Origin of the sequence: Streptomyces sp. NBC_01217 (assembly GCF_035994185.1) — a bacterium.
Classification (GTDB): Bacteria; Actinomycetota; Actinomycetes; order Streptomycetales; family Streptomycetaceae; genus Streptomyces.
Map to the genome: position 1 here is coordinate 8,693,961 of NZ_CP108538.1, position 19,460 is coordinate 8,713,420.

The following is a 19,460-nucleotide window of genomic DNA, read 5'->3' on the forward strand; positions in this document are numbered from 1 at the left end:
TCCGCACGGCCGGAGGGGGAGCCGGGCGGGGCGCCCTGTAGTACGGAGGACGCCGTCGTGGGTGCCCTTCCGGACGCCGGTACGGGTCTGCGCCCCGGCGCCGGCGGGCGCGGCCATACCTCCACCGCCACCTCCGCCCCGACGGCCCCCCGCCCACGCCGACCCGTCTTCACCAGCCGTCAAGGACTGACCGTCGCCGCCTTCATGGCCCCGGCCGCCCTGTTCGTCGCGGTGTTCATCTACTACCCGATGACCGCGGGCAGTCAGATGGCCTTCCGGAACTGGAACCTGAATGACCTCACCGACACCTCCTGGGTGGGGCTGCAGAACTTCCGTGAGATTTTCACCGATCCGGTGTTCGGTACGGTCCTGAGCAATACCGGGATCTGGGTCGTGGGATCGATCGTGCCGCAGTTCGTCATCGGGTTCGCCCTCGCGCTGTGGCTGCGCCGCCGGTTTCGTTTCCGCGGGCTCTACCAGGCGATGATTTTCTTCCCGTGGGCCATTTCCGGATTCCTGATCGGCATCCTGTTCCGCTGGATGTTCAACAGTGAATTCGGTGTCGTCAACGATCTGTTGGAGAAGGCCGGCCTGATCAGCGAGCCGATTCCCTGGCTCGCCGATCCGAAGACCGCGATGGTCGCCGTACTCATCGCCAACATCTGGTACGGCGTCACGTTCTTTGCCATCATGATCCTCGCCGCCCTCCAGTCCATTCCGGACGAAATCTACGAAGCGGCCGAGATCGACGGCGCGGGGAAGGTCCGCACGCTGTTCCAGATCACGATTCCCTCCATCCGGGGAACGCTGTCGCTGACCGTACTGCTCCGCGTCATCTGGATCTTCAACTTTCCCGACCTCATCTTCGCGATGACCGGCGGCGGACCGTCCAACGAGACGCACATAGTGACCACATGGATGATCACCGTGACCCAACAGGGCGACTACGGAAGGGCGTCGGCGATCGGCCTCATCGTCGTCGCGATGCTCCTGGTCTTCTCGGTCTTCCATCTGACGGCCACGCGCGAGAAGTCGACCACCGGCGGGAAGCGGACCACCGGCCGTATGCCGAGGACGCGCAGGACGAAAGGAACAGTTCTGTGATCGGGAAGGAGTCCGCCGCAGGGCGCGCGGTTCGTATCCTATTTCTCGCCCTCTGGCTGGCCGTCACGGTGTTCCCGCTGTACTGGATCACCGTCACGTCCTTCAAGAGCCCCGGGACGGTCTTCTCCTTCCCGATCTCCTACTGGCCCGAGCACTTTTCCCTGGAGAACTACACCGGGCTCTTCCGTGAGGCCAAGTTCGGGGTCTATCTCACCAACAGCCTGATCATCGCGACGGCCGCCGGGACAGTGGCGACCGCGATTTCGATGCTGTCGGCGTACGTGCTGGCCCGTTTCGAGTTCCGCACCAAGGGTGCGGTGCTGATGGCAGCCCTCGTCACGCAGATGATCCCCTCGTTCATCGCGCTCGGCCCCCTCTACATGATGATGACGGAACTGAATTTGGTGGACAGCCGGTTCGGGCTCACCCTCGTCTACATCGCGGTGTGCATTCCCTTCTGCACGGTCATGCTCCGCGGATTCTTCGAAAATATTCCGGACGCGCTGGAGGAGGCTGCCATGATCGATGGCTGCTCACGCCTCGGGGCCCTGTTCCGGGTGCTCCTTCCGGTGATGCGGCCCGGAATCGTCGCCGCCTTCATCTTCAACTTCGTCAACTGCTGGAACGAACTGTTCCTGTCGGTGACCCTGATGAACGGTGACGCCCGCAAGACGGTTCCCACGGCCCTGAACGGCTTCATCTCCAGCTTCAACATCGACTGGGGCTCCATGTCCGCCGCGGCGGTCCTCACCATCGCCCCCACGATGGTCCTCTTCGCCTTCGCGAGCCGCCATATCGTGCAGGGGCTCACTTCGGGGGCGGTCAAGGGGTAGGGCGGCAGAGGGGGCTCCAAGTGGTGTGTGAACTGGCCGGGTTGGCGGCGGGTGAGTGCCGTACGGCCGTCGGGCGGTCGCTGGGGCGGGGCTGGGGCTGGGGCGGGGGCCGAGTCCGTGGCCGGGTCCCGGTCCGGTTCCGGCGTCCATGCGTGCGGACGAGCGACGGGGAGAGGCCGCGTACCTGAAGGCCGCCCCGGCCGCCCCGGGCGCGCAGCCGCCGCCCGCGACACCGGGGACGGTCACCGTCGAGCCCGGCCGCCGCGCATCACGGACCGCCCCGGGGCGGTGAGCTTCGGTATCCACAATTCGACAGGGAGCAGCGTGCCGGCCCGGCAGAAGGGCCCGGGCGCGACGCCGGCGGGTTCGGCTGAGGCGGACAGTGGCCGCCGGAGACAGCCGCACGGGATCTCCGCCTCCAGGCCCGGGCGCGCCGGTGTCGCCCTTCCTGCCCTGCGACGTCCGGCGCGCGCACGCGACGCCGGTTGGGGGCGCCCGTATCTCTGGAGGAAACACCCGGAGAGAGGGCATGGGAGCTCCGGCTCGCATGGCCTCCTGAAGGGCGCGCACGAACGGGGAGTGCCGTGCTGCGGGCCTTCCTCGGCCGGCCGGGGTTGTGGCTCTCCGCGCGTCCGGAACGGGCCTGGGCCGTATTGATCAACTCAACTCGCTGCCGTCCTTTCGCGGCTTCTTCCGGTGTGTACCCGCTCGCCCGCGAGGTGGTTCGCCGGTCGTCCGGCAGCCGGCGCCGGTGAGTTTCGCGGCGTCCGGGACGGCTCACGGGCCCGGTCCGTCCTGTTGTCGGCCATGCGCAGGGTGGGAAAAGTTTCCGGAATGGTTCGCTTTCCCGCCGCCACTTGTTTGAACAAGTTGGGCGAGGCTGGGTGCTGCGCACCATTACAGCCCACGGATTTTCCGGAGACATGCCCTTCATGAATGCCATCGACCGCAGACGCTTCGTGCAGCTCGCGGGCGGCACCGCCGCTCTGTCCGTTCTGTCCACCAGTATCGCTCGTGCCGCGGAGATACCCGCGCAACGCAGGACAGGTTCCATCAGGGACGTCGAGCACATCGTCGTCCTGATGCAGGAGAACCGTTCCTTCGATCACTATCTCGGTACGCTGCGCGGTGTCCGGGGCTTCGGGGATCCGCACCCCGTGACGCTGCCGAGCGGCAAGCCGGTCTGGTACCAGTCGGACGGCACCGAGGAGACCCTGCCCTTCCACCCGGACGCCAAGGACCTCGGCCTGGCATTCCTGGAGGACCTGCCGCACGGCTGGAACGACACCCAGGCCGCTTTCAACAAGGGCAAGTACGACAAGTGGATCCCCGCCAAGTCCGCCACGACGATGGCGCACCTGAACCGTGAGGACATCCCGTTCCATTACGCGCTCGCCGACACGTTCACGGTCTGCGACGCCTACCACTGCTCGTTCATGGGTTCCACCGACCCGAACCGCTACTACATGTGGACGGGTTACACCGGCAACGACGGCAAGGGCGGCGGCCCGGTCCTCGGCAACGACGAGGCCGGCTACTCCTGGACCACGTACCCGGAGCGGCTGGAGAACGCCGGTGTCTCCTGGAAGATCTACCAGGACGTCGGCGACGGCCTGGACGCGAACGGCAGCTGGGGCTGGATCGGGGACGCCTACCGAGGCAACTACGGCGACAACTCGCTGCTCTACTTCGACCAGTACCGCAACGCCAAGCCCGGCGACCCGCTGTACGACAAGGCGCGCACCGGCACCGACGCACGCAAGGGCGAGGGCTTCTTCGACATCCTCCGTGCCGATGTGAAGGCCGGCAAGCTGCCCGAGGTCTCCTGGATCGTCGCGCCCGAGGCCTTCACCGAGCACCCGAACTGGCCCGCCAACTATGGCGCCTGGTACATCTCGCAGGTGCTGGACGCGCTCACCTCCAACCCCGATGTGTGGAGCAAGACGGCGCTGTTCATCACCTACGACGAGAACGACGGCTTCTTCGACCACGTCGTGCCGCCCTTCCCGGCGGGCTCGGCCGCACAGGGCAAGTCCACCGTCGATGTCAGCGGCGACCTGTACGCGGGCGACAGCGGCCGCCCGGCCGGAACGTACGGCCTGGGGCAGCGCGTCCCGATGTTCGTGGTGTCGCCGTGGAGCAAGGGCGGCTACGTCTGCTCGCAGACCTTCGACCACACCTCGATCATCCAGTTCATGGAGCGCCGCTTCGGCGTGACGGAGCCCAACATCTCCCCCTGGCGCCGTGCCGTCTGCGGCGACTTGACCACGGCGTTCGACTTCCGGCACAAGGACAGTCGCACACCGCACCTGCCCGACACCGCCGGCTACCTGCCGCCGGACGGTGACCGGCACCCCGACTACGTGCCGACGCCGCCGGCCAAGGGTGCGCTGCCCCGTCAGGAGCACGGACTGCGTCCCGCCCGGCCCATCCCGTACGACCTCGCGGCCGACGCCAAGGCCGGCGCCGACGGCTCGCTGCGGATCGACTTCGCCTCCCACGGCGGCGCCGGCGCCGGCTTCCTGGTCACCTCCACGACGAACGCCTCCGGCCCGTGGACGTACACCGTCGGCTCGGGGCACTCGCTCTCCGGCGTCTGGAACGCCTCCGCGGACTCCCACGGTGCCTACGACTTCACCGTGCACGGTCCCAACGGCTTCCTGCGCCAGTTCGCCGGCAAGGCCACCGCCGCAGGCCCCGAGGTCAGCGCTCGCCACGACGGCAAGGGCGGCGCCGTGCGTCTGGTCCTGACCAACGACGGCCACAGCACCGTCACGCTCACGATCAAGGACGAGTACGGCAAGCACAAGCCGGCCACCTACCGGCTGCGCCCCGGCACCCACGTGGTGCACTCGGCCAGGACCGAGCGCACCCACGGCTGGTACGGCCTGACCGTGACCGCCGACCACGACCGCACCTTTGTCCGTCGCCTGGCCGCCCACGTGGAGAGCGGTCACGAGAGCACCAGCGACCCGGCCTTCGCCACCCTCTGATCCCGCTCAGCCGTTCCGGCCGCGGTCCGGTGCCACCGGGCCGCGGCCTGCGCGCGTCGCTCTCGCGTCTGATGCCTCTGTGGATGTCAAGTGGCTGCGGGAAGAGCGTCGCCGGTCGGTTGTGGCATGGAGCCGAGGATGTGCTTGTAGAGCATGCGCTTATAGAGGTCCTGGGCGACGCAGCGTTTGAGACAGCGGATGGCTTCGCAGCGGCTCTTGCCCTGGGCGGTGCGGCGGTGCGTGTAGTCGCGTGTGCGCGGATCCCAGGGCAGTCGGCTGAGAACGATCGTGTGGAGCGCGGAGTTGGCCTGGCGGTCATCTCCGTGGTTCGGCCTGCGGCGCTGGGCGTTGCCCGAGGAAGCCTCAGCAGGGCTGGTGCCGCACTGCGGCGGTGTCCGGACCGGCGGCGCGGCGGTCCAGGGGGCCGCTGGTCCTGAAAGCGGGGCACGGGACTGCGCTGTTCGGAGAACCACTCGTGCATGCTCAGGAGGGTGGCGACGTGGTAGCCGAGCCAGTTCTCGCCGCTGCCCATGTCGGCCAAGCGGACCGGGCCGCGGGGGGGGTGTCCGCTACGACGGTCACCCCCCGCGGGTCGAGGCGGACGGGCGACTCGATCGTCCGGGCCGCAGACGGCCCGGTACAGGGCAGGAGCGTCGGCGAGGAACTGGGCCTTCAGGTGACGGCGCGCGGCAAGTTGAAACCCCTGCGTGCGAAGTTGACCAAACTCGCCGACCGTGGCTGGCTGCACAAACGACCCGACGGCAGGTTCACCGCACGCCTCTAGCCGCGCGAGATGGGCACGGAGTCGGCGTAACCAGCGGCACCCCGACGGTAGGTGAGTTTGTGTGAAGAAATACAACCACACCGTCGTAGGACGGGGCGGGGGAGCGCAAGCAAGTACGGGATCCGGCCAGACCCGACGGCCCTGCCGGCGACGATTGGGTGAGGACCGCCACCCGCCGCGCAACCACGTCTCAAGAGCGGCGAAGTCCGGGTCGGTGAGGCCGTGTCGGTGGTTGACGCGGTGGAGGAGGGTTCGTGCGGGGTGTCGGGTTTTTGTCCAGGCGCGGTCGGCGTCGGCGATCTCGTCGTCGCCCCGGGCAAAGGGGCGGCCGCCCGACCAATCGAGCAGGGTGCGGGTCTTCCAGAGGAGGCCATCGGGTACGTCCTCGGATGGCTCGGGCCAGGTGACGTAGGAAGTCGGGGGACCCAGGATCGGCGCGAGGTACTCGTTCGCCTCGCTCCCACGCGCATAGGTCCGAGCCCCGTGGACCGCGGCAAGCCGGGTTAGAAGATGCACGTCCACCGCGTAGGACATGGTCTAAGGAGCGCGGCCGTCAACAACCTCCTGGCCAGCAACGCCTGGGCCGGGACGACGTCCCGGCCCAGGCGTTGACGACTACTGCTGCTGGTCGTGGTGGGTCAGTGGTGGCCGTTGCCGCCGTCACTACGACGGCGTTGGAGCGTGAACTTCTCGAAGACCGACAGCTCACCTGTGGGCGTGATGATGTTGTAGTAGGTGACATGGATACGGGTCATGTCACCGGGGTGACGGCCCGGGTCGACGGTGAACTCGGCGAAGCCGTACGGATGCTCCGCGTCGCGGACGCCGATCCAGATCGCCGCCTCCTGTTCCTTGACCGAGTTGTACTTGCCGACGCGCTCCATCTGGACGTATGCCGAGTGATGCCCGTGACCGTCAGCGTCGTCGGTGGTGAAGCTGTTGTTGGTGATGCCGGACACGCCGCCACCGCCGAGGACCATGTGCGTCGTGCCATGTGCGCTGTCGATCACGTCGAGTGCGGTCTGACTCGGGTTGGGTGTGAGGGTGACGCTGCCGGGGACAACGCCTCGCACCGCCAACGAGCGCTCGTAGTCGTGCTCGTGGCCACAGACCACCAGGTCGACGCCGTACTTGTCGAACAGCGGGCCGTACGCCGCACGCAGCGCGAGATCGGGGCCGTTCGCGGCGGTCGCGGAGCTGATCATCACCTGGTGCATGCAGATGACGATCCAGTCGATGTCCTTCGAAGCCCGTGCCGACTTGAGCTCCTTCTCCAGCCAGGCGAGCTGCCGACCGCCGGAGTAGCCGTTGATGTAGATGTCGCCGCCTTCCTGCAGGGCGATGTCGTCGTTCTGCAGGGAGATCACCTTCACCGAGCCGACCGTGAAGGAGTACCAGAGGTTGTCGAGCTCGGGCTGGGTCTCGGTCGAGGGCAGCTCGAAGTAGGTCTGGTACGCGTCGAGACCGAGCTTGCCGTTGGCCAGCTCGATCTCATGGTTGCCCGCGCACGGCATCCACGGACGGAATCGCGCCGAGCGGCTGTTGTTGGTGAGGAAGTCGCGCCAGACGCGAATGCGGTCGGGCCCGGTGTTGGCGTAGCAGAGGTCACCGTTGAGGAGGTGGAACAGCGGGCCGACTTTCTCGACGCCGGTGACGATGTCGGCAGCGGCGGGCGTGGCGTTGGGCTCGAAGTCCCGGCCCGAGGCGTCGGCCGGGTTCGCTCCGGTCTTCCACGTCACACTGGGCGCGCCCTGGTCGCCGAAGCTGGTGAAGGTGAACGGAGCTCGGCCGGACGGCGCCGTGTGGAAGGTGCCGGCGTCGGGGGTGGCGCCGTCGTGCTGGGCCGCGTACAGGTAGTCGGTATCGGCCTTGAGCTTGCTGAGCAGCGCGTGATGGACCCAGACGGTCCGCCCGGAGGTGCCGTCCACGTAGGTTTTCGTCCTCGCGTGCACTGTGGAACCGAAGCCGCCACTGAGCGTGCCGTAGACGACCCGCGGGTTCTTGACGGCCGCGTCGGTGACCCACGAGACGACCATCTGGCTGCGTGGGTCGGCGCCGAAGGTCAGGTGCAGGCCCTGGACAGGGGTGGTGGCCGAGCCGGTGGTGAGACCGGTGACCTCCGACTTCGCCGGAACCGCCTCGGCGGTTCCGGCGCCGAGGACCAGTGGCCCGGCGGCGGCGCCGGACACTGTCGCACCGAACAAGCCGAGCGCGTTGCGACGAGAGATTCGAGTTTGCTTGGATTCTTCGGACATTCCGAGGGCCTTTCGCGTCTTCGGTGCAGTCGAACACCCACCGGACAGCAGCGGTTCGAACCTGACAGCGGACTGCGGCAGGCCAGTGGTGCGCACACTCACGGACGCTAGGAAGAACAGACGACCGGCGCGGCGGGACGGGCATGAACGCCAGATGGCAGTCACCGCAACGGACAGCAACTCCCGACAGCCTGGCCCTGCAGGCGTCCGGCAGCGCGGCCGGCACCGCCCATCACGTTCACCGGACGATCCGGGTCGCCATCGGCGAGGCAGCGCGGCGCGGGCATGTGCCGACGAACGCCGCGGAGATCGCCAAGGCTTCCCGGCTCGAAGAGGAGGACATCGGGCCTTACACGATCGAGGAGGTGGAAAGCCTGCTGGTGGAGGCGTCCAAGCTGCGCAGGAGGACGTCGACCTGAGTGCGGGCTACGTCCGCATCAGGAAGAACCTCCTTCGGCCCAAATACGCGCACGGATGCGGTGATAAACCGTGTGGGCGCAAGCCCGGCTACTGCCCGCAGCGGCAGCAGACGCGCCGCGAGCGCGTTGCCTTCTACGGCGCGAGCAAGAATCCGGGATCCGTCCCAGGCGACAAGTTCTACGCGGGTTTGGTCGACGCGTTCGGCCGCTGGATGAATCCGTAAGCCGCTCTCGGGGACGCACCGTCGCCGGGGCTGGCTGCCTCCTGCCGGGCCATCACGTTAACGGGTTCTTTGGTGTGCCTGTGAACAGAGGCCAGCCGGTACGGGCGCTCGTGCCGTCCTGAGACCTCACTGCACGATGTGCGCGGTGCGGGCGGCGGTCAGCCAGTCGGGGAATTCGTGGAGCAGCCGGTCGAAGAGCTGGTGGTCGCCGGTGGTCTTCGGGGTGCGGCCGGCGTGGAAGAAGCCGGCGTTGTCGACGACGCGGCAGGCTGGTACGGCGAGGGCATCCAGTCTCTGCAAGAACGTGAACTCGTTGCTGCCGGGGTCACCGAAGCCGACGAACTGCCAGAACAGGGGGAGCCGTGCTGCCTTGCATAGGTAGCGTTCGGCGGCGAGCTTGCTGGTGGGCCCGCCGTCGGTCTGGAAGATGACCAGGGCGGGCGAGCGGCTGCCGGAATCCATGTAGTGGTCGATGACTTGGTCCATGGCCCAGTGGTAGTTCGTGCGCCCCATATGACCGAGGTTCTCGTGCATCTTGTTGATGCGGTCACGGTGTCCGCCGAGCGCCAGGTCAGTGGACCCGTCGACATCCGTGGAGAAGAACACCACCGGCACGATCCCGTCGTTGTCGAGATGAGCCGACAGCGACAAGACCTGCTCGGCCAGATGCTGCATGGTCCCGTCCCGGTAGTAGGGCCGCATCGACCCGGACCGGTCCAGTACGAGGTACACCGCGGCCCGTACGCCCTCCAGCCCGTGCCCGCGGATACTGTCGCCCGCCACCTTGTACAGACTGACCAGGTCGGGCGCACGTTCTTGCACCTTGGACAGGCTGATGGCTGATGCTCGCTGCATTCCGTTCGTCGCGGTCATCCCCTTATGGTGACGCCTCGCTGCTGACCAAAAGCAGCGTTTACCCAATGCGACCATTGCGAACGAGGTGAAGTGGCTCCGAGTACCGCCTGTCGACCTGCCTGACCCGGAGCCGCTGGTGTCCTTGCCCGATCTTCCCCATCCTTTTGCGGAACGGTTCCATGCCCTCGTCACCGACGCGGGCTCCGTCGCGGACCTGCGCCGCTACCTCGGCGTGGACCGACCCCCAGGGGCCGCTGCGTTCACAGGAGCCCGATTCGAGGCTCTGGGCGGTGGAGGTGACCACCCAGCAGTCGTCGACACCGCAACTGCCGAGGACCTGATGGCAGTGCAAACCCTGTCGGTCACCGTTCCCGCGGCTGCCGCACTGGATCTTCTGGAAGGCCACGCCGGGACACAACTTTCCATACTGCTTCGTGCCATTTGCCGGGACATGGACATGGCCGGCGCCACGGAAGTGGACCTGGCTTTGAGTTCACCGGCACACAAAGCGTGGCACCTACTCCGTGGCCAGCTCGATCTGGGACTGGGCGGTGGTCAGGGCGGCGTTCGCCGCGGCGGTGGTGTCGGCGCGCGTGGTCAGGTTGTAGATGTTCCGCACGGCGACGTCGACGGCCGCCCGAGCGGCCTCGATCTGCTCCACCACGACCTCGGAGGGGCCGACGTGTGCGATCTTGCCCTCGTCCCACAGTTCCTTCGTCGGGCCGATCTGGTCGGCGAAGGGCACGTCCGGGTCCACGCGGTGCAGGTAGAGGAGGTCGATCCGGTCCACGCCCAGCCGGAGCGGGCTCATCCGCACCGGTGGCGCAGAAAGGCGGGGCGGCCGACCGGCACCCATGCGCCGGGCCGGGGTTGCACCTGGTCCACCTTCGTGGCGACGAGCAGGCGGTCGGGGTACGGATGCAGAGTCTCGCGCAGGATGTCCTCGACGACGCCGAAGCCGTAGGCGTCGGCCGTGTCGATGTGATCGACGCCGAGCTCCACCGCCCGCCGGGCCGGCCGGATCGAGTGGTCCCGGGCCGCCGAAGGCCCCCAGAACCCCGGCCCGGCCGGCCTCATGGCGCCGAACGTCATCCGCCGCACCAAACTGTCACCGAGCCGGACCCTGGCGGGCGGGCGCGTCCGGACTCGCGCGCTGTATCCGGTCGCCACGGTCCTCGGCCGACGCCGGTCAGCCCCTGCGGGTCGGGCGGGACAGGCGGAACGCCGAGATGAGGAAGAAGATCCCTCCGAGCGTGGCGTAGCCGGCGAGGGCGGCCAGCGAGGGGTCATCCTGTGAGGCGCCCCGGAAGAAGGACGCGCCGGCCAGTACCGAGATGCCGCCGCTGACGATCATGGCCCACTGGCCGCCCATCGGGCGGCGCGCGACGCCCACGAGGAGCTGGACCAGGCCGGAGACGACCGCCCACGCGCCCCAGACGCGCAGTACATCGGCGACGCTCGAGGCACTGGCGACTGCGACGCCGACGGCGGCGAGCGAGCTGATGGCCATGTTGGCGTACAGGCCCTTGACCGGCCCGGCGGCGCGCGCCGACCTGGCGTCGACGACGGCCGCGGCCACGTCGAAGGCGGGATAGAGGAACAGCAGCAGCTTGGCCCCGGTGGTGAGGTCGGAGCCGGACACCAGCAGGAGCACCGCCCACGCGGTGGCGAAGACGAAGCGGATGATGTACAGCCGGCGCAGGGCGGGTGCGGCGTCGACGTGCTCGGCGGAGGCGACGGATGTCATGGGGTTCTCCAGTGAGTGCGGGGAGAGGTGCGTGGATGGTTACGGGCGGCGGGGGACGCATTGAAGCAGAGAGAACGCTCTCTCTTGTATGCAGCCTGGCACACTCCATCCGTCAAAACAAGAGAGAACGTTCTACGTTGGATGTAGAGAGATCGTTCTATCCGCTATCATGAGCGACATGACGCAGACGGAAGCCGGCACCGGCAAGAGAGTCTCCGAGGCCCGAGAGCGACTCCTGAGGACTGCCGGGCAGCTCTTCTACACCGAGGGCATTCACACGGTGGGAGTCGACCGCCTGGTCGCCGAGGCGAAGGTCACCAACGCCACCTTCTATCGCCACTTCCGCAGTAAAGAAGACCTGGCCGTCGCCTACATCGGAAGCGTCGACCAGGCGATCCGCACCCAGATCGGCGCCCTGATGGCCGCGGACGCGCCGACCGACGGCATCCTGCGGGGCATCGGTGCGTCCCTGGTCGAGCAGATCCGCTCGCCCGGCTACCGGGGATGTGCCTTCCTCAACGCGGCAGCGGAATTCCCCGCCCCCGACCATCCGGTCCATCGGGCCGTCGTGCAGCATCGTGAGTGGTTCCTGCAGACGATCACCGGACTGTTCGCCGAGATCACGGACGCGTCCGCCGAGTACGCCGGGCGGCACTTCGTCATGCTCCGCGACGGCGCGATGAGCGCCGGCTACCTCGGCGACCCCGTCCTGGCCGGCGAGACCCTGCTGCGCGGCATCGAAGGACTGCTGCGGGTCCACGCCGCCCGTGGGCTCGACGAGGGCGCCGCCCCCGCCCCCAACCAGGCACCTTCGGCGGCCACTACGGTCCCCGACATCGAGTGCTCGCCGCCCGGCGCGTAGCGGTCGGGGGGCGTGCCCCTATCTCTTCGGTCAGGCTGTCTGGAATGCCCGCGGGACCCCGGTGGGTGTGTCAGCCATCCGTGGATGTGTCGGCTCCGGTGTATTCGTAGGTCCAGCCGGCGGAAGTATCGGGGGCCCGGACGGAGGTGTAGATGTGCCGGGCGGCAGGGTTCCAAGGCTCCTGCCCCGAGCCGCCGCGAGCACGAAGGCGTGCGGGTGGAAGTGTCGGCGTACACGTGAACGTGGCTCTGACGAGATTTTCGTAGCCGGAGATCATCCCGGTGCGGTGGTCGGCCTGTTTGCGGGGTGGGCACCCTTTGGGTGTGTGCTGTTGAACTGTCAAACTTGTTACCGCACTTGGCCGGGATGCTGGTGTTTTCGGTCGATACTTCCGGTTCTGTCGTGGTGACCGAGGCGAGTACGCGCTCCCGTGTTCCAGCGGGATGCAGTGGGCGCGGCGTCCTGAGCGACTGGATCCACAGCCGCTATGTCCGGCACCTCGCCGATGCGGCGATCGGCCACCGGCCGGTCCGGATCGACTTGAGTGTGCGCCGTCTGTACTGCGACAACGCCGCCTGCGCGAAGGTGACCTTCGCCGAGCAGGTGCCGGGGCTGACGGTGCGCTACCAGCGGCGAACGCCACTGCTGCAGAACCTGGTCGAGGCGGTCGGCGTGGTGCTGGCCGGGCGAGGCGGGGCGGGGCCCGGATGCTGCGCGTCATGAACGTCAGACTCTCCCGGTCCACCGTGCTCACCCAGCTGATGCCGCTGCCGCCGCTGGTCACACCCAGAGTGCTGGAGGTAGACGACTTCGCGCTCTACGGCGACACCTACGGCACCCGCCTGGTCGACCACACAACCCGTCTTCCGGTGACGCTCTGGGAGGGCAGGGACGCCGAACAGCTCAGCCGATGGCTCCGCACGCACCCCGGCATCGAGATCGCCTGCCGCGACGGCTCCCTCACCTACCGGCAAGGCATAGCCGGCGGCGCCCCCGACGCCATCCAGGTCAGCGACCGCTTCCACCTGTGGCAGGGCCTGTCCCGGCGCGTCCAGGAAGTCGCCGCAACCCACCGCGGCTTCCTGCCAGCCGCACTCCCGGCCCCCGAACAGGGCGCGTCCCAGCCCTCCTTCGACGACAACGGAAGCCGGGCAGGACACTTTCGCCAGCCGGCACGCCCGACGGCTCTTCGAGGCCGTCCGTGCACTGACCGATGCCAGCCGCCCATACAGCGCCGCAGCCCGCGAACTTGGACTGGACCGTCGCACCGTCCGCAAATACGCGCGGGCCCGTACCTGGCACGAGGTGGTTCCCCACTCGCTGCGGGTTGCTGCTTCGTGGGGGCGGCGGGACGGCTGTTCGTCGCACCAAGCTGATTTCCACGCTCGCACCGTGTGAAATCGATCTGCTCGGTCGGGTGAACCATCCGGGCTACAGGGCGTGGATTGAATGCTGAGCACGCCCTCGGGCAGGCCGGCCTCGTGCCGGAGGGCCGCCAGCAGGGCCGTGCTCAGCGAGTTCTCCGGGGAGACCTTCAGCACGACGGTGTTACCGGCCAGCAGGGCGATACCAGCTTGGCGGTGGCGGCGGAAAACGGCGAGTTCCAGGGTATGACCGCCGCGACCACGCCGATTGCCTCACGGCGCACGATGGTGTCGAAGGTCACCGACGGGTCGGACGGCGCAACGACCTTTTCCCAGCCGAACTCCCGCGACGCAGCCCGGGTGCACGGAACCCCGGCCGACCGCGTGGTCACCGGCTCCGTCCTCGACCTCGTCACCGCCGACGACGCCGTGGTCATCGTCGTGGGGCTGCGCGGCAGCCCTGCCACCCCGCTGTACACGGACGGCACCCGCACCATCGTCGAAGCCATGCACCAACGACACGTCTCCCGGCTCGTCGTGCTCTCCGAGGCCGCCTACCCCCCGCACCTCAAAGGCATCACGGCCCATGTGATCGCTGCCGCCTACCGGGCTTTCAACGCCCGGCCATCCGGCAGCGCCGGGAGCAGGACGCCATCGTTGAGGCCGGCCCGCTCGATTGGACGTTCCTGCGCCCCACCCGGCTCGTCCCGAGGGACACTCCCATTGACCGTCCCGCGACTGTGTCCCTCACCCCTTTTCGTATGCCGTTGCGCAGCGCCTCCTGCACTGGGATGGCGGCGCTTGTCCTCGACACGCTGGGCGGTCCGTCGAGCTACCGGCACAGCCTCTACCTATGACCGAGGCCAGTGCGGCAGGGGGAAGGCGTCCAGGTTATGAGCCTCCTGCCGCCGGGGCGGGTTCCGGGGACAGGGCCTCCGGGCGGGGCATGGGGTTGTACTGGTCCTGAACAGCAACGGGAGAGTCGCTGTCTGACGGGGTGATGATCAGGTAGCGCTGGGACGGTGCGGAGGCCGCGGGCTTCGACGGCGTCAGCACATCGCGAAGGAGCCCGATGGCCTGGCTGACCTGCGCGCCGGCGGAGTTGGTGGTGAACATGGTGAGTGCTTGCTTGCGGCCGAAGGGTGCGGTGCGGTGCTCGGTGAGCCACACCTTGTAGTTCTTGCCGGGCTTCAGGCCGGTGGCCGCGACCTGGAGGAGGTCCAGGGCGCCGAGCGCGTTGACCGAGACGGTCGCGTGGGCGTGTCCGCCCTCGCCCTTCGGAGCGGTCAGCGTGAGGTGGCCTGCCTTGCCGGCGACTCCCAGTGGCTGCAGGTTGGCGGTCCCCTTGCCGTGCGGGACGGCACGCGGCACATAGAGCAGCTGCTGGGGCTGCTGGCCCACCGGGATGGTCGCGATCACCCTGTTCTTGAGCGTGTCGACCGCCACGACGGCGTCCTGGTTCTCCAGGCCTACGTAGACGCGTGTGCCGTCGCCGGAAACCCAGATCCCGTGAGGCAGGTCCCCGGTGGGGATGGTAGCGACCAGGGCCGGCTTGGGGCCACGTCGGTAGACCTTGATGACGTTCTCGCCGCCCACCGTGACGTAGGCGAACTTACCGGCACTGTTGTCGACGAGGGTGACGTGATTGCTGATGGGCCCGCTGTTGATCGTGGCAAGGATACGAAACGGCGGCCGCGCGCTCATGACCTGGGTCTTGCCGCTGTCCTTGAGCGTGAACCACACCTCGGTGCCGTCCCGGCTCACGGCCAGGTTCGGGGAGAACGGGCTGGCCTGCGGAACGCGGGCCACGACCCGGTAGGTCCGGGTGTCGACGACGTCGACCTCCGGGGTGAAGCTGGAGGGCACGAAGGCGTACTTGCCGTCCGGGCGGAACAGCACCATGCCCGGCCCATTGGCGGTTGTGACACGGCGCTTCTCCCGCATCCGTATTGGGTCGATCACCGACACGTAGTTCTCGCCGCGCACGGTGGCCCACAACTCCTTGCCGTCGGGCGTGAAGAACGCCTCGTGCGGGGACCGGCCGACGTATACGACGCCCTTCACCTTGTTCGTCGCGGTGTCGATGAGCGTTACCGAGTTGGAGCCGATGGAGACGGTGGCCAGGGTCCGGTGGTCGGGGGAGAAGCCGCCGCCGTGCACGAGTAGTTGATTCTTGTACAACGGGCTGAGCGAACCAGGCACCGGGTCGCCCAGGCGGATCACTCCGAGGAGGCGATTGGCGACGGGGTCGATCACGGAGACAGTGTTGGACGTTTGGTCAGAGGTGTAGACGCGGTCCTGGCTGGATATCGGGAGCACTGGACCTGCACCGTCTGCCTGCGGCCGGGGTATCTCCTTGCCCGGCTGCGCCGCGGGGGGCGATGCGTTCCGCCCGGCTGCGGGCTTCGTCGACAGTTGACTCTTCATCACCCCGATTTCCTGCTGCTGCGTGACGATGATCTCCTGAGCCAGCCTCCGCAGTACAGGGTCCTTGCCGTGCTCCAGGACCGCCTTGGCCATGGCGATGGCCCCCCGGTGGTGCGGCACCATCATCGCTGCGAAGTCGTGGTCGGGGTCACCGGTTTGGGAGGAGTCCCCCATAGCCTTCATCATGGCCTGCATGCTCGCGTCCATCTCCTGGGCGAACAGTGCCGATGCGCCTTCGTGAGCAGCATGCGCCTGCGCCTGCGTCGCGTCCACCGCCGGCTGCTCCGTGGCCTGGCAGGCAATCAGTCCCAGTGTGACGGCCCCTGCGGTTCCGGTGAGGCGGAGCCGGTGGTGCGCTCTGCGTGCCATGTTTCTCCCTGTGGGCCGTCTTCCATCGCATGGGGCCTCAGTAACCCCGGGGGCCTGGAGCTGGACGCCAGTCTTTTCAGCTAATGGAGGATTGTCACTTTCACGAGCGCAGGGGAGTGACGGCGCTCAGGCGCAACACACCGTCGAGAATCGGGTCGACGCCAAGTGTGAACGGTTTTGACGTTCTCGGCTCAGAGTCGCCATCCCGTGGCAGCAGGCATCAGGCGGCGACTGGGCCGCCTGTGCCGCCGATGCGAGTAGCCGGACATCTCTGACTCGCAATCGGTGAGGGCCGGCTGTGCCCGTTCCCACACCAGTTCCGAGGAATGTGGCGACGGCGGTCACCTGGCCGGGGTGGGCCGCGGCGGTGTGCATCGCCAGGAGGCCGCCTATGCAGTGGCCGGTCACCGCGACCGGTCCGGCGCCGGCCTCGGGCTGGGTGGTGGGGAACCTGAGGGGATCCGACAGCGGGCCGGCGCCGGCCTGTACGGCACTCAGAAGAGCACCGGGTCACCAATCCGTGTGTGGCGCAATGCCGTCCCGGTAGTCATGGCACAACGTGGCCCACCGGATAAAGCCGATGCCAGCCCCTCCAGGCCACAGTGCTGTTCGCGAGAACGGTCGAGGCCGGCTGGTCGACGACCTCCAGCACGGTGCCGTGCTTGGCCTGGAGTTTCGTGAAGAGCTCGCGGAGCTTGGGTTCGGTGTTGGTCTGGCGAGGGTCGATGTGCCGTATGGCCTGAGGCATCGGCTTTTGGGGCTCTTGTGGGGCGGGGGTGTCAGTCCAGCGCCAGTCGGGGTATTTCCCGTCCGGGGGAGCGGTCCATCACCATGAGCAGGCCGGCCTTGCGGGCTCTGTCGTAGGCGGCCTGGTCTATGACGCCGAGCTGGAACCAGATCGCTTTGGCGCCGATGGCCATGGCCTGGTCGGCGATGTCGCCGGCGAGGGCGGAGTTGACGAATACGTTCACGACATCCACCGGGAAGGGGATCTCGGCGAGAGAGGCGTAGCCCTGTTCTCCGTGCACCGTTTCGGCCTTTGGGTGCACGGGCACCACTGTCTTGCCGAGGCGCTGCAGCTTCGCGGCCACGCGATAGGCGGCCCGTTCGGGGTTATCGGACAGGCCCACCACGGCCCAGGTGTCTCCGGCAGCAGTGAGGATCTGCCTTATGGTCGCGTCATCGCCATAGATCGTCATGCCCGGCACCGCCGTGCGGTGGTGGGTTCCACGCCGGTTGCCGCCAACCGCATGAGCATGGGGAGTGTCAGGTCTGTGGGCTTCGTCAGTCGCATGAGCCGACGTTAGCCAGTTTGAATACTGTATGCAATGGGGTGTCTCCGGGTATCCGTCGTTCGGCAGGAGCGGGAGGGGGGATCCTCGTCCGTTGCGCCCGGTTGTGGAGGCAGGCCGGCCGCCGCCACCGCCGCCGCCCCGCTCAAGGGCCCGGCGCCGGTGGTGCGGTAACGGCCCGGCCCTTGGCCGGCAGTTCATCAAGACCTTCGCTGCCGGGCTTCAGGGATCCGGCCGGGTGCGGTCGTCGTGGCAGGGGCCGGGACGGTCTCGGGGTGCCGGGTGGAGGCGTCGTCGGCGTTCCGGGTGCGGGTCGGCCCCGGTGAGACGGCGTTGACGTGGATGCCACGCGTGCTGGATTCCTTGGCCATGTACCGGGTCGGCGCGTCCGGTCCGTCCTTCATCGAGGCGTGGGCGGAGTGGCCAGGTTCCAGGCCGGTCACCGCCGTCGCCGGGTTGCTGCTCGTATGGACGTTGGTCCCGCCATCCGCCATCGGGGGCAGCAACGTCTGTGTCGGGAAGTACGGGCCCATGAGGAGTAGACACATGAGCCTGTCGGACGTCTCCTCGGTCGTGCCCTTGGTCGACGGGGTCTGCGTGAGAGCGGTGTTGTTGGGCGGATGGTCGAAGGTGTCGCGCCGGCAGGCGCCGCGCGGCGCGTCGGCCACCGTGTCGGGGAGGGCTGTGAAGGTGCCTGCTTCGTTGACGGCCAACGGGAGTGCGACGGCCGTGCTGCCCTCCTTCTCGGTGATGGCGGCTGTCCCCGGCCAGCCTTGTGGGTTGGTGCCGTGGGTGAGTATGACTCCGTTCCCGTTTTGGTGATCTCGGACGCGGCGCTTCGTCCTGTGCCGGAGCCGGAGCCGGCGCCCGTGATGGTGGCGGCTTTCGTGCTGTTTCCTCTGGTGCGCGTTGGTGCGTTGGTGCGTGTGTTGTGTGGGTGCGCCGGTGGGGTTATGCGGCGGGGTGCGGCTGCAGGAGGCGGGAGAGCCAGGCGGTGCGGGTCTGGCGGGCTTGGGCTGAGATGCGTGCCTGGGGGTAGAGGGTGTCGAAGCCGTGGAAGCCGCCTGCCCAGACGTGGAGTTCGGCCTGGCCGCCTGCTGCCCAGATGCGGGTGGCGTAGTCGGTGTCCTCGTCGCGGAAGACTTCGGCGGAGCCGGTGTCGATATAGGTGGTGGGCAGGCCGGAGAGGTCGTCGGCCAGTGCGGGTGAGACGTACTGGGGTACCTCCTGGCCGGTGAGGTCGCCGAGCACGGCACGCCATCCGAACTCGTTCATCTCGCGGGTCCAGACGCCGGGCCCGCCGGAGTACTGGTGGCTGGAGGTGGTGGTGTTGCGGTGGTCGAGCATGGGGCAGATCAGTATCTGCGCGGCGATCGCGGGCGTGCCGAGGTCGCGGGCCAGCAGGGTGAGGCCGGCGGCGAGGCCGCCGCCCGCGCTGGGGCCCGCCACGACGATCCGGGCGGGGTCGATGCCCAGTTCGGTGGCGTGGTCGGTGATCCACAGCAGTCCCTGGTAGCAGTCGTCGACCAGGGCGGTACCGGTGGCTTCGGGTGCGAGCCGGTAGTCGACGGAGACCACGACGGCGCCGAACTCGTCGAGCCACTCCAGCGGGATGTCGATCTGCGAGAAGCGGTCGCCCATGACCATCCCGCCGCCGTGCATCCAGTAGACGCAGGGCGCGGGGGTGGTGCGGTCGGTGTTCGCGGGGCTGAAGACGGACAGGGGGATCGGGGTGCCATCCGGACTCGCAACGGTGACCTCGCGCCGGTCGATCGCACGACCTTCGAGGAGGGGTTCGACGGGCATCGAGGAGAAGGGGCGTACCTGCGCCAGCACTTCCGGGCTGAGCTGGGACATCAGCGGCATGTCGGCCAGGAGTTCATGCAGTTCGGGGTCAAGGGCGGGGCGTGCTGTGGTCATGGTCGTGACCTT

The 19,460-nt window shown here is 68.1% G+C and carries 18 protein-coding genes and 4 pseudogenes; 9 read left to right on the forward strand and 13 right to left on the reverse strand.

The window, feature by feature from the left end; translation table 11 throughout:
- Positions 1–57 precede the first annotated feature (57 nt).
- The 3 genes from OG507_RS38760 to OG507_RS38770 all read left to right on the forward strand — a co-directional run bounded on the left by OG507_RS38760 (position 58) and on the right by OG507_RS38770 (position 4,930).
- Positions 58–1,104, forward strand: coding sequence for a carbohydrate ABC transporter permease (locus OG507_RS38760; protein WP_327371787.1), 1,047 nt, complete (start codon positions 58–60; stop codon positions 1,102–1,104).
- Entirely contained in the window at positions 1,101–1,937 is an 837-nt protein-coding gene (locus OG507_RS38765) for a carbohydrate ABC transporter permease (RefSeq protein WP_327371788.1), read from the forward strand. Before OG507_RS38760 ends, OG507_RS38765 begins: the two co-directional genes overlap by 4 nt.
- Positions 1,938–2,869: 932 nt before the next feature.
- The gene (locus OG507_RS38770; RefSeq protein WP_327372236.1) at positions 2,870–4,930 is read left to right on the forward strand and encodes a phosphocholine-specific phospholipase C; all 2,061 of its coding nucleotides are present in this window, start codon (positions 2,870–2,872) and stop codon (positions 4,928–4,930) included.
- Positions 4,931–5,016: 86 nt separating this feature from the next.
- On the opposite strand, the gene OG507_RS38775 is transcribed toward OG507_RS38770, so the two are convergent.
- Positions 5,017–5,403 carry a transposase gene (locus OG507_RS38775; protein WP_327371789.1) on the reverse strand — a complete coding sequence of 129 codons (387 nt, stop codon included), beginning with the start codon at positions 5,401–5,403 and terminating at the stop codon, positions 5,017–5,019.
- Positions 5,404–5,492: 89 nt separating this feature from the next.
- Between OG507_RS38775 and OG507_RS38780 the strand changes: the two genes are divergently transcribed.
- Entirely contained in the window at positions 5,493–5,714 is a 222-nt protein-coding gene (locus OG507_RS38780) for a hypothetical protein (RefSeq protein ID WP_442811134.1), read from the forward strand.
- A gap of 638 nt (positions 5,715–6,352) precedes the next feature.
- On the opposite strand, the gene OG507_RS38785 is transcribed toward OG507_RS38780, so the two are convergent.
- Positions 6,353–7,903: a purple acid phosphatase family protein gene (locus OG507_RS38785; RefSeq protein WP_327371791.1), complete on the reverse strand. Its 1,551-nt coding sequence runs from the start codon at positions 7,901–7,903 to the stop codon at positions 6,353–6,355.
- Between the two features lie 209 nt (positions 7,904–8,112).
- Here OG507_RS38785 and OG507_RS38790 point away from each other — a divergent pair, with 209 nt between their 5' ends.
- Positions 8,113–8,388 carry a hypothetical protein gene (locus OG507_RS38790; RefSeq protein ID WP_327371792.1) on the forward strand — a complete coding sequence of 92 codons (276 nt, stop codon included), beginning with the start codon at positions 8,113–8,115 and terminating at the stop codon, positions 8,386–8,388.
- 350 nt (positions 8,389–8,738) lie between these two features.
- Here OG507_RS38790 and OG507_RS38795 read toward each other — a convergent pair whose 3' ends face one another.
- Positions 8,739–9,485 carry a vWA domain-containing protein gene (locus tag OG507_RS38795; protein ID WP_327371793.1) on the reverse strand — a complete coding sequence of 249 codons (747 nt, stop codon included), beginning with the start codon at positions 9,483–9,485 and terminating at the stop codon, positions 8,739–8,741.
- 214 nt (positions 9,486–9,699) lie between these two features.
- Between OG507_RS38795 and OG507_RS38800 the strand changes: the two are divergent.
- A pseudogene (locus OG507_RS38800) lies at positions 9,700–9,939 on the forward strand (DUF6308 family protein); the annotation flags it as partial.
- Positions 9,940–9,984: 45 nt separating this feature from the next.
- On the opposite strand, the gene OG507_RS38805 reads toward OG507_RS38800, so the two are convergent.
- The 3 genes from OG507_RS38805 to OG507_RS38815 all read right to left on the reverse strand — a co-directional run bounded on the left by OG507_RS38805 (position 9,985) and on the right by OG507_RS38815 (position 11,214).
- A complete protein-coding gene (locus OG507_RS38805; RefSeq protein WP_327371794.1) occupies positions 9,985–10,278 on the reverse strand; it encodes an aldo/keto reductase in 294 nt (97 codons plus the stop codon).
- Positions 10,275–10,559: an aldo/keto reductase gene (locus OG507_RS38810; protein ID WP_327371795.1), complete on the reverse strand. Its 285-nt coding sequence runs from the start codon at positions 10,557–10,559 to the stop codon at positions 10,275–10,277. Before OG507_RS38810 ends, OG507_RS38805 begins: the two co-directional genes overlap by 4 nt.
- Before the next feature lie 97 nt (positions 10,560–10,656).
- The gene (locus tag OG507_RS38815) at positions 10,657–11,214 is read right to left on the reverse strand and encodes a hypothetical protein (RefSeq protein WP_327371796.1); all 558 of its coding nucleotides are present in this window, start codon (positions 11,212–11,214) and stop codon (positions 10,657–10,659) included.
- A 169-nt stretch (positions 11,215–11,383) separates the two neighbouring features.
- Here OG507_RS38815 and OG507_RS38820 point away from each other — a divergent pair, with 169 nt between their 5' ends.
- From OG507_RS38820 to OG507_RS38830, 3 genes are all read left to right on the forward strand, one after another.
- Positions 11,384–12,076 (forward strand): TetR/AcrR family transcriptional regulator, encoded by a 693-nt coding sequence (locus tag OG507_RS38820; protein ID WP_327371797.1) that lies wholly within the window; start codon positions 11,384–11,386, stop codon positions 12,074–12,076.
- A 402-nt stretch (positions 12,077–12,478) separates the two neighbouring features.
- On the forward strand, positions 12,479–12,799 hold the full coding sequence (locus OG507_RS38825) for a hypothetical protein (protein ID WP_327371798.1): 321 nt from the start codon (positions 12,479–12,481) through the stop codon (positions 12,797–12,799).
- On the forward strand, positions 12,796–13,452 hold the full coding sequence (locus OG507_RS38830) for a transposase (RefSeq protein ID WP_327371799.1): 657 nt from the start codon (positions 12,796–12,798) through the stop codon (positions 13,450–13,452). The genes OG507_RS38825 and OG507_RS38830 overlap by 4 nt, the downstream gene beginning before the upstream one ends.
- Before the next feature lie 72 nt (positions 13,453–13,524).
- Here OG507_RS38830 and OG507_RS38835 read toward each other — a convergent pair.
- The 7 genes and pseudogenes from OG507_RS38835 to OG507_RS38865 form a co-directional block, all read right to left on the reverse strand.
- A pseudogene (locus OG507_RS38835) lies at positions 13,525–13,838 on the reverse strand (aldehyde dehydrogenase family protein); the annotation flags it as partial.
- A gap of 493 nt (positions 13,839–14,331) precedes the next feature.
- On the reverse strand, positions 14,332–16,236 hold the full coding sequence (locus tag OG507_RS38840) for a DUF305 domain-containing protein (RefSeq protein ID WP_327371800.1): 1,905 nt from the start codon (positions 16,234–16,236) through the stop codon (positions 14,332–14,334).
- 288 nt (positions 16,237–16,524) lie between these two features.
- A pseudogene (locus OG507_RS38845) lies at positions 16,525–16,692 on the reverse strand (dienelactone hydrolase family protein); the annotation flags it as partial.
- A gap of 91 nt (positions 16,693–16,783) precedes the next feature.
- Complete coding sequence (locus tag OG507_RS38850) at positions 16,784–16,984, reverse strand: hypothetical protein (RefSeq protein WP_327372252.1); 201 nt, start codon at positions 16,982–16,984, stop codon at positions 16,784–16,786.
- Positions 16,985–17,015: 31 nt separating this feature from the next.
- Positions 17,016–17,429 (reverse strand): CoA-binding protein, encoded by a 414-nt coding sequence (locus OG507_RS38855; protein ID WP_327372237.1) that lies wholly within the window; start codon positions 17,427–17,429, stop codon positions 17,016–17,018.
- 299 nt (positions 17,430–17,728) lie between these two features.
- Positions 17,729–18,334: pseudogene (locus OG507_RS38860) on the reverse strand (SDR family oxidoreductase); the annotation flags it as partial.
- A 145-nt stretch (positions 18,335–18,479) separates the two neighbouring features.
- Positions 18,480–19,448 (reverse strand): alpha/beta hydrolase, encoded by a 969-nt coding sequence (locus OG507_RS38865; RefSeq protein ID WP_327371801.1) that lies wholly within the window; start codon positions 19,446–19,448, stop codon positions 18,480–18,482.
- Positions 19,449–19,460 lie beyond the last annotated feature (12 nt).